Origin of the sequence: Algibacter sp. L1A34, assembly GCF_009796805.1 — a bacterium.
Taxonomy (GTDB): domain Bacteria; phylum Bacteroidota; class Bacteroidia; order Flavobacteriales; family Flavobacteriaceae; genus Algibacter.
The window spans coordinates 1060262-1074951 of record NZ_CP047029.1 but is presented as its reverse complement, the minus strand read 5'-3'; the positions used below and the strand labels follow the sequence as shown (position 1 = coordinate 1074951).

Genomic DNA, 14690 nt, shown 5'->3' with positions numbered 1-14690 from the left:
ATTGTGCAAAGATAATCAATAACATTTAGAATATTAAATGCCACTTTACAAAACCATTACGCCAAATTCACAAACTGTTGTTAAAATCTGGAAGATTACAGAGTCTTTTGATGATTTAATGAATCCAATTACTTTAAAACCAGAGACCTTAAAAAGGGTGTTGGGAATGAAGAGTACATTGCACCAACGTGGGTTTTTAAGTGTACGCCACTTACTTGCGGAATTTGGATATGAGGATGCCGATTTATTTTATGATGATAATGGTAAACCACATTTAAAGGATGGTAAAGAAATTTCTATAACACATTCTTTTAATTTTTCGGCGGTAATTATTAGTAGCCATATTATTGGGATTGATATTGAAAAGCAACGTGATAAAATTACGGTGATTGCCCATAAATTTATTGACTATGAGGAAGATTACTTAGATAAAATAGCTGTCGATTATATTAAAAAACTAACCACTGTTTGGTGTGTAAAAGAATCCTTATACAAACTTTTCGCAACGCCCGGTACGAGTTTTAAACAATGCTTTTTGGTGATTCCTTTTGAATTGCAAGATGAAGAAACGATTGCTTGGATTGATTATAAAGAAAAAAAACACCGATATTTAGTTCACTTTTTTGAGTTTGAAGGATTTGTTTGTGCTTTTGCTATTGGAGAATGATAAATATTTATTCTAACATACAAGGCGGTAAAAGGCAACTTGCGGTTTTAATAGATCCTGATAAATTTTTAGTTGAAAAAACAGGTGCTTTTATTGAAAAAATAAACACATCTATAGCTACACATATTTTTGTAGGCGGGAGTATAGTTGATGATTTTGTTACTAATGTTTTAGTCAAAGAAATAAAGAAACACACCAAATTACCCGTAGTTTTATTCCCGGGTGATGTTACTCAAATTACTAAAAAAGCAGATGCTATTTTGTTCTTATCTTTAATTTCTGGGAGAAATCCGGAATATTTAATAGGTAAACATGTGGAAGCGGTTTCAAAATTAAGAGACACGAAATTAGAAATTATTTCAACGGGTTATATTTTAGTTGAAAGCGGAAAGGAAACGGCAGTGCAGCAGGTTACTGAAACGTTGCCAATGCCTGATAAAAATACCCAAAACATTATCGATACCGCGAAAGCAGGTGAGTTGTTAGGTATGAAACTAATATATTTAGAAGCCGGAAGTGGGGCAGATTTTCCTGTTTCGGAAACTATTATTTCAAAAGTAAAAAAGGAAATAGAAATCCCGTTAATAGTTGGTGGTGGTATTCGAAATTTAGAACAATTGGAAAAAGCATATCAATCGGGTGCCGATTTAGTAGTTATTGGTACGGCTTTTGAAGAAGATGAATTGTTCTTTAATGCATTAAAGAAATAAATTAAAGCACGATAATAATTTTTATGAACGCTATTTTCGAATTTTTATTCAAACAATATTCTGGGTATGAAACTATTGATATCGCGCTTGAGGTTGTAGCCATTATTTTTGGTTTGTTCTCTGTTTGGTATTCAAAACAAAATAAAATTTGGGTGTTTCCAACGGGTATGATAAGTACGTTAATCTTTGTTTATTTGCTCTTAAAATGGGAGCTTTTAGGAGATATGATGATAAATGCATATTATTTTATTATGAGCGTTTATGGTTGGTATATTTGGACACGTAAAGTAGACGAAAGTGACGTTACACCTATTTCTAAAACCACGTTTAACGAGAAAAAACTTAGTTTAACTATATTTTTAGCCACTTTAGTATTTGTTTATTTAGTTTACAATGCTTTTGGGAAATGGACGAGTTGGATGGCGTATGTTGATACGCTTACAACAGCGATATTTTTTGTGGGTATGTGGCTTATGGCTAAACGAAAAATTGAAAATTGGTTATTTTGGATTGTGGGAGATATAATTTCAGTGCCATTGTATTTCTATAAAGGATTTACATTTACAAGTTTTCAGTATTTAGTATTTACATTTATTGCCATATTTGGCTATTTAGCATGGAAAAACAATATAAGCAAGAGCCTTCAAACTGTGTAAAAGTAGTTTTATTTGGTCCAGAATCGACAGGGAAAACAACCTTGTCGAGACAATTAGCTAGATACTATAACTCGGTTTGGGTTCCAGAATTTGCACGCGATTATTTGCAAGATAAATGGAATAACGAGCGTAAAACATGCGAAATAGCAGATTTGTTGCCTATTGCTAGAGGCCAAATGAAGCTGGAAAACGATTTGGCTAAAAAGACGGATACCGTATTAATTTGCGATACAGATTTGTTAGAAACCAAAGTGTATTCGGAAGCATATTACTTAGGTAGTTGTGATCCGGATCTTGAAAAATACGCGTTAGAGAATACTTACGATTTGTATTTTTTGACTTATATTGACACGCCTTGGGAAGCAGATGATTTGCGTGACAAGCCAGAACGAAGAGAAGCTATGTTTAAGGCTTTTGAAGATGAATTAGTAAAGAACAAACGACCCTATGTGTTGTTGAAAGGTGATATGAAAACTCGTCTTGAAACAGCTATTAAATATATAGATAACCTTTTAATTAAATAAACAAATGATGTTTTCTGAACAAGATATTCAACAAATTAAAAATAAGGGAATAACGTTAAATCAAGTTGAAGCGCAGGTTTCTCGTATAAAAAATGGGATGACGTATTCTAACTTAATTGCTGCTGGAAATATAGGAAAAGGCATTGAAAGTTATAATGATGCTGAAATTCAGAATTATATAAAAGGGTTTGAAGCGAAACAAAATAGCCTTGATATGGTGAAATTTGTACCAGCTTCCGGTGCGGCAACTAGAATGTTTAAGTTCCTTTTTCAGTTTCTTAAAAACTTTGATGCGAACAAAGAATCTATTGAAGAATACATTGAAAATAAGAATGATAAATTAATAAAAATATTTATTTCAGGCTTAGAAAAACTTCCATTTTATAATGACGTTTTAATAAAAGCAAAATCTATAAATCCTAATTTTGATAGTTTAAATGAAGGTGAAGCTTGTACAGCATTTGTAAAAACGATGCTCGATGAAGATGCTTTAAATTATAGTTTTTTTCCAAAAGGATTATTACCATTTCATAAGTATAACAATGTTGAAGTAACTGCTTTTAGAGAGCATTTGTTAGAATCTACTTTATATGCATCTTCAAATAATAAAGCAAATCTTCATTTTACAGTTTCGGAAAAACATCATAAATATTTTAATGCTGAATTGGATAAAATTAAATCGGCTTTAGAGGAAAAAACAAATACAGTTTTTAATATTTCTTTTTCATATCAAAAAGAAGAAACGGAAACATTAGCTTTAACTACTGATAATGAAATTTACAGAAAAGAAGATGGATCTATTTTGTTTCGCCCGGCGGGTCATGGTGCTTTAATCGAGAATTTAAACGACTTAGATCACGATATTGTTTTTATAAAAAACATTGATAACATTGTTGTTTTCGATGATAATAAAGATGTTTCGGAGTATAAAAAAATGCTTGGAGGTGTTTTAGTTGAAGCTCAAGAGCGTGCGTTTAATTTCTTAAATCAATTAGATGAAGCAGCAGGGGTTTCAGAAGCAGGAATGTTGAAAATAGCTCAGTTTATTACAACCAAAATGAATATCTCTATTGGTGATGAATTTGACGATATGGCTTCCGAAGACAAGAAAAATTACTTGAAAAATAAATTAAATAAACCTATTCGTGTTTGCGGTATGGTTGAAAATGTTGGTGAGCCTGGTGGTGGTCCGTTTTGGGTTAAGGACAAAAACGGAGATGTTTCTTTACAAATTGTTGAGTTTGCTCAAATTGATATAGATAATAAAGCGCAAGCTGACATTGTTAAGAATGCAACTCATTTTAACCCAACAGATCTAGTTTGTGGTGTTAAAAACTATAAAGGTGAAAAGTTTAATTTATTAAATTATGTTGATCCCGAAGCTGCTTTTATCACTATGAAAACACAAAATGGAACCGATATTCAAGCGTTAGAACTTCCCGGTTTATGGAATGGTAGTATGGCCGATTGGATTACTGTTTTTGTTGAAGTGCCATTGAATACTTTTAGTCCGGTAAAAACGGTTAATGATCTTTTAAAGCCGGAACATCAAGGGTAATATGTTTAATGAAGCAGCGTTAATTCAAGAGTTACAATTTAAAGCGGTGAGAAGTTCGGGTGCGGGCGGACAGCATGTAAACAAAGTATCTTCAAAAATTGAACTGAGCTTCGATTTGGTAAATTCTTTAGTGTTTTCCGAACCTCGAAAAGCACGTTTGTTAATAAAGTTGAAACACCGTTTAACCAAGAACGACGTGCTTTTAATGCAATGCGGAGAGAGTAGAAGTCAGCATAAAAATAAAGAGCTTATTATAAAACGTTTTTTAACGTTAATAAAATCGTCGCTTGTAATTCCGAAAAGGCGAATTGCAACAAAAATTCCAAAATCGGTTATTAGAAAACGATTAAAAAACAAAAAGAACCTTTCTGATAAAAAAGTAAATAGGCGTAAGCCAAATATAGATTGAAAAGAATTGTTTTATTCTTATTGTTAATTCTAAATTGTTATTTACTTTTGCAACGTTCTCAAAAAAGGGGTGCCTAATATCGGCTGAGATCATACCCATTGAACCTAGAACAGGTAATGCTGTTTAGGAAATGTAACATCATGCAAATGGTGCGAATAGTTATGCTAAGCTTGTCTAAGCATTTCGAAAATTAATTAATTTTAAAGAATAATCACCTCTTTTTATTCGATTATAAATATAATCGTAATGAAAAACATTTTTCTTTTTTTAACACTTCTTGTGTTATCAGTCTGTGCAAATGCACAACAAAACCCAGTACAAACAGATTCTACTAAAATAGAAACTCTCGATGAAGTTTTAGTAAAAGCAGTGCGTGTAAATGCCGATTCGCCAATTACACACTCTAATCTTTCTAAGGAGCAACTTGAAAAGCGCAATTTAGGGCAAGATATCCCTACGCTTCTTAATTTTTTACCATCAGTTGTTACTACAAGTGATGCTGGTGCTGGAGTAGGTTATACCAGTATTCGTGTACGGGGAACCGATGGAACACGTGTAAATGTTACTATTAATGGGATTCCTTATAATGATCCTGAAAGTCAAGGATCATTTTTTGTGAATTTAGGAGATTTTGCATCATCTACAGAGAGTTTACAGTTGCAACGTGGTGTTGGTACATCTACTAACGGTTCTGGTGCTTTTGGAGCGAGTTTAAATCTTTTAACCGATGCGTATTCTGATGAAGCTTCAGGTGAAATTTCTAATAGTTTTGGAAGTTTTGGTACACGAAAGCATACCGTGAAATTAAGTACAGGTTTGCTGAATGATCATTTTGAAATTTCTGGTCGTTTTTCAAAATTAAAATCCGATGGCTATGTAGATCGTGCTTTTACAGATTTAAAATCTTATTTTTTACAAGGTGTTTATAAAGATGGTAACACATTAATAAAAGCTTTGACTTTTGGAAATGAAGAGCGAACTTACCAAGCATGGTATGGTTTAACTGCAGATGAACTTAAAGAAGATCGTAGACAAAACCCATATACTTATGATAATGAAACCGATAATTACTGGCAAGATCACTACCAATTACATTGGAATGAGCGTTTTGATAATAACTGGTCTACAAACTTAGGTTTAAACTATACTAAAGGAAAAGGATATTTTGAGCAGTACAAAGCAGAAGAATCTGCTGCCGATTTTAATAATTTAATTGAAGAAGATTCGGATGTTATTGTGCGTCGTTGGTTAGATAATAATTTCTACGTTGTTAATGCTAATGTTACTTATAAGAACAATGCGGTTGAGGTTATCACCGGATTATCGTACAGTTCTTATGATGGAGACCATTTTGGAGAAGTTATTTGGGGTAGTGATTTAGCTGCAAACGCAAATATTAGAGATCATTATTACGATGGTGATGCTACTAAAAATGATTTTAGTGTATTCTCTAAGGCAACCGTTAGATTTAGTGATCAACTTATTGGTTTCGTTGATTTACAAGGGCGTTTTGTAGATTATAAAACAGGCGGATTAAATTCTGATAGAGTTGATTTTAATGCAGATGCTAGTTTTAGTTTCTTTAACCCTAAAGTAGGTTTAACTTATAAAAATTCTGAGTTTAGTAGTTTTTACACCTCGTTTGCTATAGCGAATAGAGAACCTAATCGTGATGATTTTGAAGCAGGAGTTACTCAAAACGAAACACTTAAAGATATTGAGTTAGGCTGGCGTTTTAATAAAAATAAAGTGAGTGTAAATTCTAATTTATATTATATGTTTTATAAAAACCAATTAGTTTTAACAGGACAATTGGATGATGTTGGAAGCCCAATTAGAGCAACTAGCGGCAAAAGTTACCGCTTAGGTTTGGAGGTTGATGCTAATATTAGATTTAACAAAATGTTTAGTATAGCCACTAATTTTGCCTTGAGTACTAATAAAAACGAGAATTTCAATTCGTCTATAAATGGTGAGGTTGTCGATTTAGGAAGTACAAATATTTCGTTTTCACCAGAAGTTGTTATTGGGAACGCTATTAATTTTTCACCTATAGAAAATTTACAATTATCACTTTTAAGTAAGTTTGTTGGCGAACAGTATATGGGGAATATTGATAATGAAGATTCTGTTTTAAGCGATTATTTTGTAAATGATATAAGTATAAACTACCTTATTAAAACTAACAAAATATTTAAGTCGATTACTTTATCTGCATTAGCTAACAACATATTAAATAGAAAATATGTGTCTAACGGTTATTTCGGATCTTATGATTATGATGATTCTGGAAGTCAAACAGGTACAACTACAGGTTATTACTCAGGGTACTATCCGCAAGCAACTTCTAACTTTTTAATAGGTGCTACATTAAAGTTTTAATAAAATATAGATTAGACACTTTTCTGAATCTTGCTAGAGGTTTAGAAAGGTGTTAATTTGAAATAATTAACGTACTCCCGTTTACCTGAACTCTGTAAAATAACAATGTGCAAGGTAAGTCGTTATCACCTAAAGCTTGCCCTGTTACTAAGCTATATTCATTTTTATCATCGCAACCGCAAGTGGCGGTTAAACCAGAATTCACTAAAATAGAGCACGAGCTAGGTATATGGTTTGGGTCTGCAGCATCCCAAGCATAATAATCTACACCAGTACTCGCTACTATAATTCCGCCATTTCCAGCATTAGGTAAATACACCGAGTTTCCTGCAAATTGCAGTTGGCTGTATTGTGGTAAATTTAAGTTAACAACTTCATTTATACTTAAGTCTAGGAGAAATTGGCAGTTAGGATTATCTATCGAGTTATCATTGCAAGAAGTTAAAACTAAGGTAGCTATTAAAAGAAATATGAATCGCATAGTTAAGGGGAAATTGATTTGCAATTTACAACAAAAAGCAAATTGAGTTAATTATTTTGTATATTTGTTTTCGAATCTCGTGTGAACGGGATTTTTTTGTTCCGAATGCTTTAATAATTATTATTAAATTGTATTTCGGAATCTTTTTTTATTAAGTAAACGATGAAGTTATGAGTAAAGTATCTTACTATACACCTGAAGGACTAAAAAGATTAAGAGGCGAGCTTAAACAATTGAAAGATGTTGAGCGTGTAAAGGCATCTAGAGCCATTGCAGAAGCGAGAGATAAGGGCGATTTAAGTGAAAATGCTGAATATGATGCAGCAAAAGAAGCGCAAGGTATGTTAGAAATGAGAATTTCTAAGTTAGAAGATGCGTTAGCTGGCGCTCGTATTATTGATGAGTCACAATTAGATAATTCTAAAGTTTTAGTGTTATGCAAAGTGAAAATTAAAAATCAAACCAATGGTATGGAAATGAATTATACTTTGGTTGCAGATGGTGAAGCAGACTTGGCTACCGGAAAAATATCGGTAAACTCTCCTATCGGAAAAGGTTTATTAGGTAAGTCTGTTGGTGATGTTGCCGAGATTCAAGTGCCAAACGGCGTAATGAAATTCGATATAGTTGAAATTTCTAGATAGAATTATTTTTTTTATTTCCGCGAAAGCGAAACCCTCATTTAAAAAACACACAAATTATGGCATCTATTTTTACTAAAATTATAAACGGAGAACTTCCATGTTACAAAGTAGCAGAAACCGACGATTTTTTAGCGTTTTTAGATGTTAATCCAAACGCAAAAGGCCACACGCTTTGTGTACCTAAGCAGGAGGTTGACAAAATTTTTGATTTAGATGAAGCCACTTATAATGGTTTAATGTCTTTTTCAAGAACAGTAGCATTAGCCCTTGAAAAGGCTGTTCCGTGTAAACGTATTGGTGTTTCTGTTATTGGTTTAGAGGTGCCGCATGCGCATGTACATTTAATACCGTTACAGTCTATGGAAGATGCACGATTTATTCAGAAACAAAAATTATCTACCGAGGAGTTTGTTGCGTTAGCCGAAGCTATTAAGGCAAATTTATAATCTTGTTATAAATTAAAAGACTAACAATTACTGCAACAATAGCAACACCTATCAATGCAAAAATAAGATAAGCCGGCTTTTTAAATTGTCGCGATGTTTTTTTTGGTACAAAAGCTCTTTTTTGATATTCAAAAACACGCTCAATATGCTCATCCCATTGTACGGGATAAATTATAGAATCGCATGTTTTACAGAAAAGCACATGTTTAATCTCGTTTGTAATACGCTTGTAAAATGTAGTCTCAATAAAGCGCTGCTTAAAGGTGAGTTGCATGCCGCCATTACTATAGCATTCTGGGCAATAGTTTTTTAATGCAACTTCTTTTATGGTGATTAGTTTATCTTGTTTCTTCATGAGAGTCGCGTTTTAGAGTTATTAAAAACGTAGTACCTATACCTTTTTCCGATTGTAATACTTTTATTTTTCCGTTGTGGAAATCTTCAATAATACGTCTAGTAAGTGACAATCCAAGTCCCCAACCACGTTTTTTTGTGGTGTAACCCGGCTCAAAAACTTTATTAAAATCCTTTTTTGCAATCCCTTTTCCGGTATCGGTTATGCTTATTTTAACTTGTAGCTCTAATTGCGAAATTTCAATTTTTAGTTTGCCTCGTCCTTTCATGGCATCGATAGCATTTTTAACAAGATTTTCAATCGTCCAGCTATAAAGTTGTTTGTTTATTTTTACGGGAATTGGGTCTACGGGTGTTTTTATTTCAAACTCAATTAACTTGGACGATCTTGATTTTAAGTAATCGAAAGATTCTATAGTTTCTTTTATAATATCGACAGATTCCAGTGTTGGCAACGAACCTATTTTGCTAAAACGTTCTGTAATAGTTTTTAGCCTATCTATGTCTTTTTCAATTTCTACAATATATTCTGGGTTTACTTCTTCTATTTTTAAAATTTCGGTCCAGCCAATTAAAGAGGATAGGGGCGTGCCTATTTGGTGTGCGGTTTCCTTTGCCATACCCGACCATAACTTGTTTTGTACCGCGTTTTTATTGCTGCTATAAAAAAAGTAAATCATGGCCGAAAACAGAAAAATAATAAGCAATAAAGCCAGCGGGTAATACTTTAGTTTATTAAGTAAAGGAGAATTGCCATAGTAAATGGTGCTAACGATAGTGTCTCCCATTTTTACGTGTTTTGGTGTGTTTTCTTCCTTGAATTTTGCGATTAACTTTTGAACATAAACGGAGTCGGTAACTTTTGTTTCATCAATATTGTTGTAACTTCCTAAGCTGCCGTCTTCATTAATAACAAGCATTGGAGTTGTTTTGTTGCTGCTTAAAATTTTAAGTGTGAGTTCTAAATCTCCATTGGTTTCATCGTTTATAAAATCGGTTTGGGCAAACGACCAATTTTCCATTTTTATACTTTCTTCCTTTTTAAAATGCTGGAAAAACTCGTAAGTATTCCATAAAATTAAGGAAACAATGATAAATGATGTGGCTATCATTACCCAGCGGAAAGCGGCATTATATTTGGTGAAAATCATGCTATAATTAATTGTCAAGTAATATAATGCAAATCTGTTAATATTATTGTTCAAAGTTGTTAGTAAATCTGTTTTTAGTTCCACAAGAGAATAGTTACCTTTGTCCAAATTAAAAACTTAATGGTATCTATAGACCCTAAAAGTGTTGCAACAAGTAAATTGCATAGCTATTTGTTAAGTGCCGTAGCGCCTAGGCCAATAGCGTTTGCAAGCACTGTGGATGCTGATGGGAATCCTAATTTATCACCATTTAGTTTTTTTAATGTGTTTAGCGCAAAGCCGCCAATATTAATTTTTTCGCCGGCTAGACGTGTTAAAGATAATACGGAAAAGCATACATTATTAAATGTAGAAGCGACGAAAGAGGTGGTAATTAATGTGGTTAATTTTGATTTAGTACATCAAATGTCATTATCAAGTACAGAGTATGCCGATGGTGTTAATGAATTTGATAAAGTTGGGTTAACCATGTTGAAATCTGATATTGTGAAACCGTTTCGAGTAGCCGAATCTCCTATACAAATAGAGTGTAAGGTAAATGAAGTTATTAGGTTAGGGCATGAAGGTGGTGCTGGTAATTTGGTGATTTGTGAGGTTGTAAAATTGCATATTGATGATGCTGTTTTAAATGAAGATGATACCATAAATCAAGAAAAGCTTGATTTAGTGGCTAGAGCTGGAGGTAGTTTTTATAGTCGTGCTAAAAACGGTTTTTTTGAAATACCAAAACCAGTTGCAACCAAAGGGGTTGGAGTTGATAATTTTCCTGATCATGTTAAAAACAGCATGGTTCTAACAGGGAACGATTTAGGGATGTTGGGTAATGTTGAAACTTTACCAACAACCGAAAGCGTTGAAACATTTGTTGCCAGTTTAGGATCGAATAACCCGAGCATAAAAACAGCAACGCACAATGAAAAGCATGAGCTTGCTCAATATTATTTAAGTTTGGGTAATGTTGAAGATGCTTGGAGAATATTACTGTCTTAATAGAGGCATTTTAAATTTACGAATACTAATATATATATAAAATGGAAGTTCAAGGAAGAGTAAAAATGGTTGGAGAAACTCAAACGTTCGGTGGAAATGGGTTTAGAAAAAGAGAGATTGTAGTGACAACAGAAGAGCAATATCCACAACACATTATGGTGGAATTTGTACAAGATAAAACAGATTTATTAAATAGTTATAAAGAAGGCCAACAAGTTAAAATTAGCATTAACTTACGTGGTAGAGAATGGGTTAATCCACAAGGAGAAACTAAATATTTTAACTCAATTCAAGGTTGGAGAATTGAAGCAGTGCAAGCAGAAGGTTCTAGTGCAGGTATGCCAGCTGTACCACCTGCAGATGCTTTTGAACCAGCAGGAGATTTAAAAGAAGAAGATCACGACGATTTACCTTTCTAATAAAAATGATTTTGTATTTCTACGAGAGTAGAGATTTTATAAAAAAACCTCAATATTTTATAAAAAATGTTGAGGTTTTTTATTTTTACAATTAATAGAGTCTCGTTAAATTTATTTAAAGGGAACGCTATGTTATAACAGTTGCTAAGTGTATTATTTAAACGAAAACATACAATTTCCCGATGTCTCGGAAGCGTCTCCCGAAGGTGTGCTTGCTATTGGTGGCGATTTATCTGTAGAGCGCTTAATACTTGCTTATAAATCGGGTATTTTTCCTTGGTTTGATGATGCCGAACCTATCGTATGGTGGTCTCCAGATCCGCGTTTTGTTTTATTTCCGGAGAAACTTAAGGTTTCTAAAAGTATGCGGCAAGTTTTAAGAAATTCTGATTTTGTCGTTACTGTAAATAAAGACTTTAGAACTGTAATTACCGAGTGTTCTAAAATGAAACGAGATGGTCAAGCCGGCACTTGGATTACGGAGCATATGATTGATGCTTATGTGGAACTACACGAACAAGGCTTTGCTAAGTCTGTTGAAGTTTGGCAAAACGATACGCTTGTTGCTGGGCTTTACGGAGTTGATTTAGGTAACGGTGTATTTTGTGGAGAAAGTATGTTTACCAAAGTAAGTAATGCTAGTAAAGTTGGCTTTATAACGTTTATTCAAAATACAAATTACAAGCTTATTGACTGCCAGGTTTATACCAATCATTTAGAAAGTTTAGGTGCGGAGGATATCGATAGAGAAACGTTTCTAGATTATTTATAAAAACTTGGTTTGTTTTAATGACTTATTGAAAACGCGCTATATTCTACTTTTGGTGTCGTATCATTTCCTTCGGTATATACGCCAGCTTTTAAGTAATATGTATCACTTTTAACACTCCAAGCTTCATTTGGCCAAAGCGTTTGTGTCCATGATACCTCGCCCATTTGTAAACTGATTTCTGCTTTTTTGTCGCTGTTTTCACCTGTTATAATCGTTATGATAATTTCTTGATTTTCGATGTATTCTGGACCAGTGTAAGTCGTGTAATCAGAGCTGCTGCCTGTTGGGTTTGTTTCTGTTTCCTTTATTTTAATGTTTTTGTTGTTATCAAAGTAAAGCCTTAACCAAGGCCTTTTTACATCGGTTCCTCTATTATGAATTTGTGCAATTGTAACGCCATTTTCAGGGATATTTGTAAATTTAGCAGTAAATGTCATTTTTTTATAGTGGTCTAAAGCAGCCTCATCTCCTATGTTTTCTTTTAACTCTGTTCTATGGCTATCACCGCTTAAACAGGTTAACATAACAATATCAGTATCGTATCTATCCATCCAGTTTTCTCCATCTACACTGCAGGCATCAAAAGTATCTCGATCTCCTGTGTCTTGAGATATCCAGCTGGTTTCTACTACTAAATCTTCGAAATTTACGGTTGTACTGCAAGTTCCGTTGGGTGTTTTTGTTGTATTTCCGGTTTCTGAATCATCAACTTCTATTTCGATTTCAAGTTTAATTAAACTGTCTTCTTCATCTGTATTTGCTTTTTCGTTAGAACAGCTTATAAAAAACAGGGAAAGCATTAATGATTTAGCGATTGTATACATGCTATTAGTTTGAAATTATTTTAATTGGTTAACCAATTTGGTTTTTTAAAGATATCGATAAAAAAATAATTAACAACTTTTTCTAGATTATTAGTCTATTTGTATGTCACACTAAAGTGTTTATTCAAATAAAAAAAGGCAGTAAATTAAATTACTACCTTTATTGTGGTAAAACTTTTTAAGGACTCACACCCTTAAAACACTAACTAATTTACACCTTGCGCATCACCAATAACACGATCTATAAAATCTGTATTTATATATAGAAGCCTTGCTAGGTTATATAAAACATTAACTTCACTATCATCTATTTCTCCATCGGCATAAGATATAATGGATAAGTCTCTTAATATATTTAGCTTTTGCATAACGGACAGGGCAACATCCAAATCTTTGGTAAGCTGTTGTACTTCTTCAATCATTTCTTGTTCTGTTAATCCTTTTATAGTCATCATACAATTGGCGAAAACTTTAGGAGCAACAATACTACTTAATGCTTGTATTTCAGAATCGTCTACAACACCATCTGCATTCGAAATTAGATAACCACCTAAAAACATTAAGCGTTGTATTTTTTCAGAATGTTCTCCTTCTTCATCTAAATTTTCAGGTTCCATTAAAGACATAATACGCTTAATTTCAACCTCCATAGCTTCTTCTGTAATTTCACCAGAAATAGATTTATTAAAAGCAGCATAAGTCTCGCTTTTATTAAAAAGTTCTAGGGCTTTAATTCTTAAAGGACTAAAAGGATGACTGCTATACCAATCTGAAGGATCTAAATTAGAATCGTTTAAAACTTCTTCTAAATCTACAAATTGTTCGATGTATGCATTTAATTGAAAGTCTAAAGAATCTGTTGTTACACCTGATGATAATTTAAAAAAAGTACGACCTACAGCTTCAAAGTTTTGGCAACATAATAAACCAGCTCTATCTGCACTTATTTCTGCATTTCTGTTCCATGCATACAATTTCATGGCATGGATTGGTGCTAATTCATTTTCTCCTGTATCTAAAATTTGACGTACTGGATAATCAAAATGCTCAAAAAGTACATGCCCTATTTCATGGCCAACAACAAAAGTTAATTCTTCTTTAGAAAAACGTTCTAAGATTCCTGATGATAAAATAATGTATAATTTATTATCGTCTGGCGGATAGCAAGATGCATTAAAAATATCGCTTTGGTAAACAAAAAATTCAATATCGGCTTTAAGTTTTAATGTGTTTTTACAATGCTCTCCTATTTCATGAAGCATTGGTGCTAAGGTTTTTGTTAACCTTAAGCTAGATTTTAATAAATGTTTTCTAGACTTAAATTTACCACTGTTTTTGTTTACTTTTTCTAAAGTTTTTTGAATTAATTCGTCTTGTTGAAAAGCAATAACATAATCTCTATCACCATCATATACTAATAAATTTAAATCTATATCGGTTCTGCTATTGGTGTAAATCTCTGGCTCTTTTTCAGCCACAGCTTTATGGTTTAAAGTATTAATTTCATCGATACGTTTGGTGTATTCTTCTGCTAATTGTGTTGTTATATTCTGAAATAGAATACTTGCTTCTTGTAGCTTTTCATGATTTCCTGAGGTTTGTGCCTCATTTAAATCTGTCATCATTTTTTCTTGAGCTGTATTTATAGCAGCTAAATGTTCTTTTTCTAAATCTGAAAGTGTTTGTGATGTATATGACATAAT

General features: G+C 32.9%; 17 protein-coding genes and 1 riboswitch. Of the genes, 12 read left to right on the top strand and 5 right to left on the bottom strand.

Going from position 1 to position 14690, the window contains the following annotated elements:
- Positions 1 to 37: 37 nt before the first annotated feature.
- From GQR97_RS04740 to GQR97_RS04710, 7 genes are all read left to right on the top strand, one after another.
- Complete coding sequence (locus GQR97_RS04740; RefSeq protein WP_158845972.1) at positions 38 to 667, top strand: 4'-phosphopantetheinyl transferase family protein; 630 nt, start codon at positions 38 to 40, stop codon at positions 665 to 667.
- Positions 664 to 1377: a geranylgeranylglyceryl/heptaprenylglyceryl phosphate synthase gene (locus GQR97_RS04735; protein ID WP_158845970.1), complete on the top strand. Its 714-nt coding sequence runs from the start codon at positions 664 to 666 to the stop codon at positions 1375 to 1377. Before GQR97_RS04740 ends, GQR97_RS04735 begins: the two co-directional genes overlap by 4 nt.
- A gap of 23 nt (positions 1378 to 1400) precedes the next feature.
- A complete protein-coding gene (gene pnuC / locus GQR97_RS04730; RefSeq protein ID WP_158845968.1) occupies positions 1401 to 2033 on the top strand; it encodes a nicotinamide riboside transporter PnuC in 633 nt (210 codons plus the stop codon).
- Entirely contained in the window at positions 1994 to 2557 is a 564-nt protein-coding gene (locus GQR97_RS04725) for an AAA family ATPase (protein ID WP_158845966.1), read from the top strand. Before pnuC ends, GQR97_RS04725 begins: the two co-directional genes overlap by 40 nt.
- A gap of 4 nt (positions 2558 to 2561) precedes the next feature.
- The gene (locus tag GQR97_RS04720; RefSeq protein WP_199269909.1) at positions 2562 to 4115 is read left to right on the top strand and encodes a DUF4301 family protein; all 1554 of its coding nucleotides are present in this window, start codon (positions 2562 to 2564) and stop codon (positions 4113 to 4115) included.
- 1 nt (position 4116) lies between these two features.
- On the top strand, positions 4117 to 4524 hold the full coding sequence (gene arfB, locus GQR97_RS04715; RefSeq protein ID WP_158845964.1) for an alternative ribosome rescue aminoacyl-tRNA hydrolase ArfB: 408 nt from the start codon (positions 4117 to 4119) through the stop codon (positions 4522 to 4524).
- 55 nt (positions 4525 to 4579) lie between these two features.
- A riboswitch (TPP riboswitch) is annotated at positions 4580 to 4671 on the top strand.
- Between the two features lie 99 nt (positions 4672 to 4770).
- Entirely contained in the window at positions 4771 to 6906 is a 2136-nt protein-coding gene (locus GQR97_RS04710; RefSeq protein ID WP_158845962.1) for a TonB-dependent receptor, read from the top strand.
- Positions 6907 to 6958: 52 nt separating this feature from the next.
- Here GQR97_RS04710 and GQR97_RS04705 read toward each other — a convergent pair whose 3' ends face one another.
- Positions 6959 to 7387, bottom strand: coding sequence for a hypothetical protein (locus tag GQR97_RS04705; protein ID WP_158845960.1), 429 nt, complete (start codon positions 7385 to 7387; stop codon positions 6959 to 6961).
- Positions 7388 to 7557: 170 nt separating this feature from the next.
- Between GQR97_RS04705 and greA the strand changes: the two genes are divergently transcribed.
- On the top strand, positions 7558 to 8031 hold the full coding sequence (gene greA / locus GQR97_RS04700; protein ID WP_158845958.1) for a transcription elongation factor GreA: 474 nt from the start codon (positions 7558 to 7560) through the stop codon (positions 8029 to 8031).
- Positions 8032 to 8087: 56 nt separating this feature from the next.
- Entirely contained in the window at positions 8088 to 8477 is a 390-nt protein-coding gene (locus GQR97_RS04695) for an HIT family protein (protein ID WP_158845956.1), read from the top strand.
- Here GQR97_RS04695 and GQR97_RS04690 read toward each other — a convergent pair.
- Positions 8461 to 8832: a hypothetical protein gene (locus GQR97_RS04690; protein WP_158845954.1), complete on the bottom strand. Its 372-nt coding sequence runs from the start codon at positions 8830 to 8832 to the stop codon at positions 8461 to 8463. The genes GQR97_RS04695 and GQR97_RS04690 overlap by 17 nt on opposite strands.
- Entirely contained in the window at positions 8816 to 9982 is a 1167-nt protein-coding gene (locus GQR97_RS04685) for a sensor histidine kinase (RefSeq protein WP_158845952.1), read from the bottom strand. The genes GQR97_RS04690 and GQR97_RS04685 overlap by 17 nt, the downstream gene beginning before the upstream one ends.
- Positions 9983 to 10102: 120 nt before the next feature.
- On the opposite strand from GQR97_RS04685, the gene GQR97_RS04680 reads away from it, so the two are divergent.
- From GQR97_RS04680 to aat, 3 genes are all read left to right on the top strand, one after another.
- On the top strand, positions 10103 to 10972 hold the full coding sequence (locus tag GQR97_RS04680) for a flavin reductase family protein (RefSeq protein ID WP_158845950.1): 870 nt from the start codon (positions 10103 to 10105) through the stop codon (positions 10970 to 10972).
- A gap of 41 nt (positions 10973 to 11013) precedes the next feature.
- Positions 11014 to 11391 carry a DUF3127 domain-containing protein gene (locus GQR97_RS04675; protein ID WP_158845948.1) on the top strand — a complete coding sequence of 126 codons (378 nt, stop codon included), beginning with the start codon at positions 11014 to 11016 and terminating at the stop codon, positions 11389 to 11391.
- A gap of 148 nt (positions 11392 to 11539) precedes the next feature.
- The gene (gene aat, locus GQR97_RS04670) at positions 11540 to 12163 is read left to right on the top strand and encodes a leucyl/phenylalanyl-tRNA--protein transferase (protein WP_158845946.1); all 624 of its coding nucleotides are present in this window, start codon (positions 11540 to 11542) and stop codon (positions 12161 to 12163) included.
- Between the two features lie 14 nt (positions 12164 to 12177).
- Here aat and GQR97_RS04665 read toward each other — a convergent pair whose 3' ends face one another.
- Positions 12178 to 12987: a polysaccharide lyase family 7 protein gene (locus tag GQR97_RS04665; protein WP_158845944.1), complete on the bottom strand. Its 810-nt coding sequence runs from the start codon at positions 12985 to 12987 to the stop codon at positions 12178 to 12180.
- A 206-nt stretch (positions 12988 to 13193) separates the two neighbouring features.
- Entirely contained in the window at positions 13194 to 14687 is a 1494-nt protein-coding gene (locus GQR97_RS04660; RefSeq protein ID WP_158845942.1) for a M48 family metallopeptidase, read from the bottom strand.
- Positions 14688 to 14690: the final 3 nt, after the last annotated feature.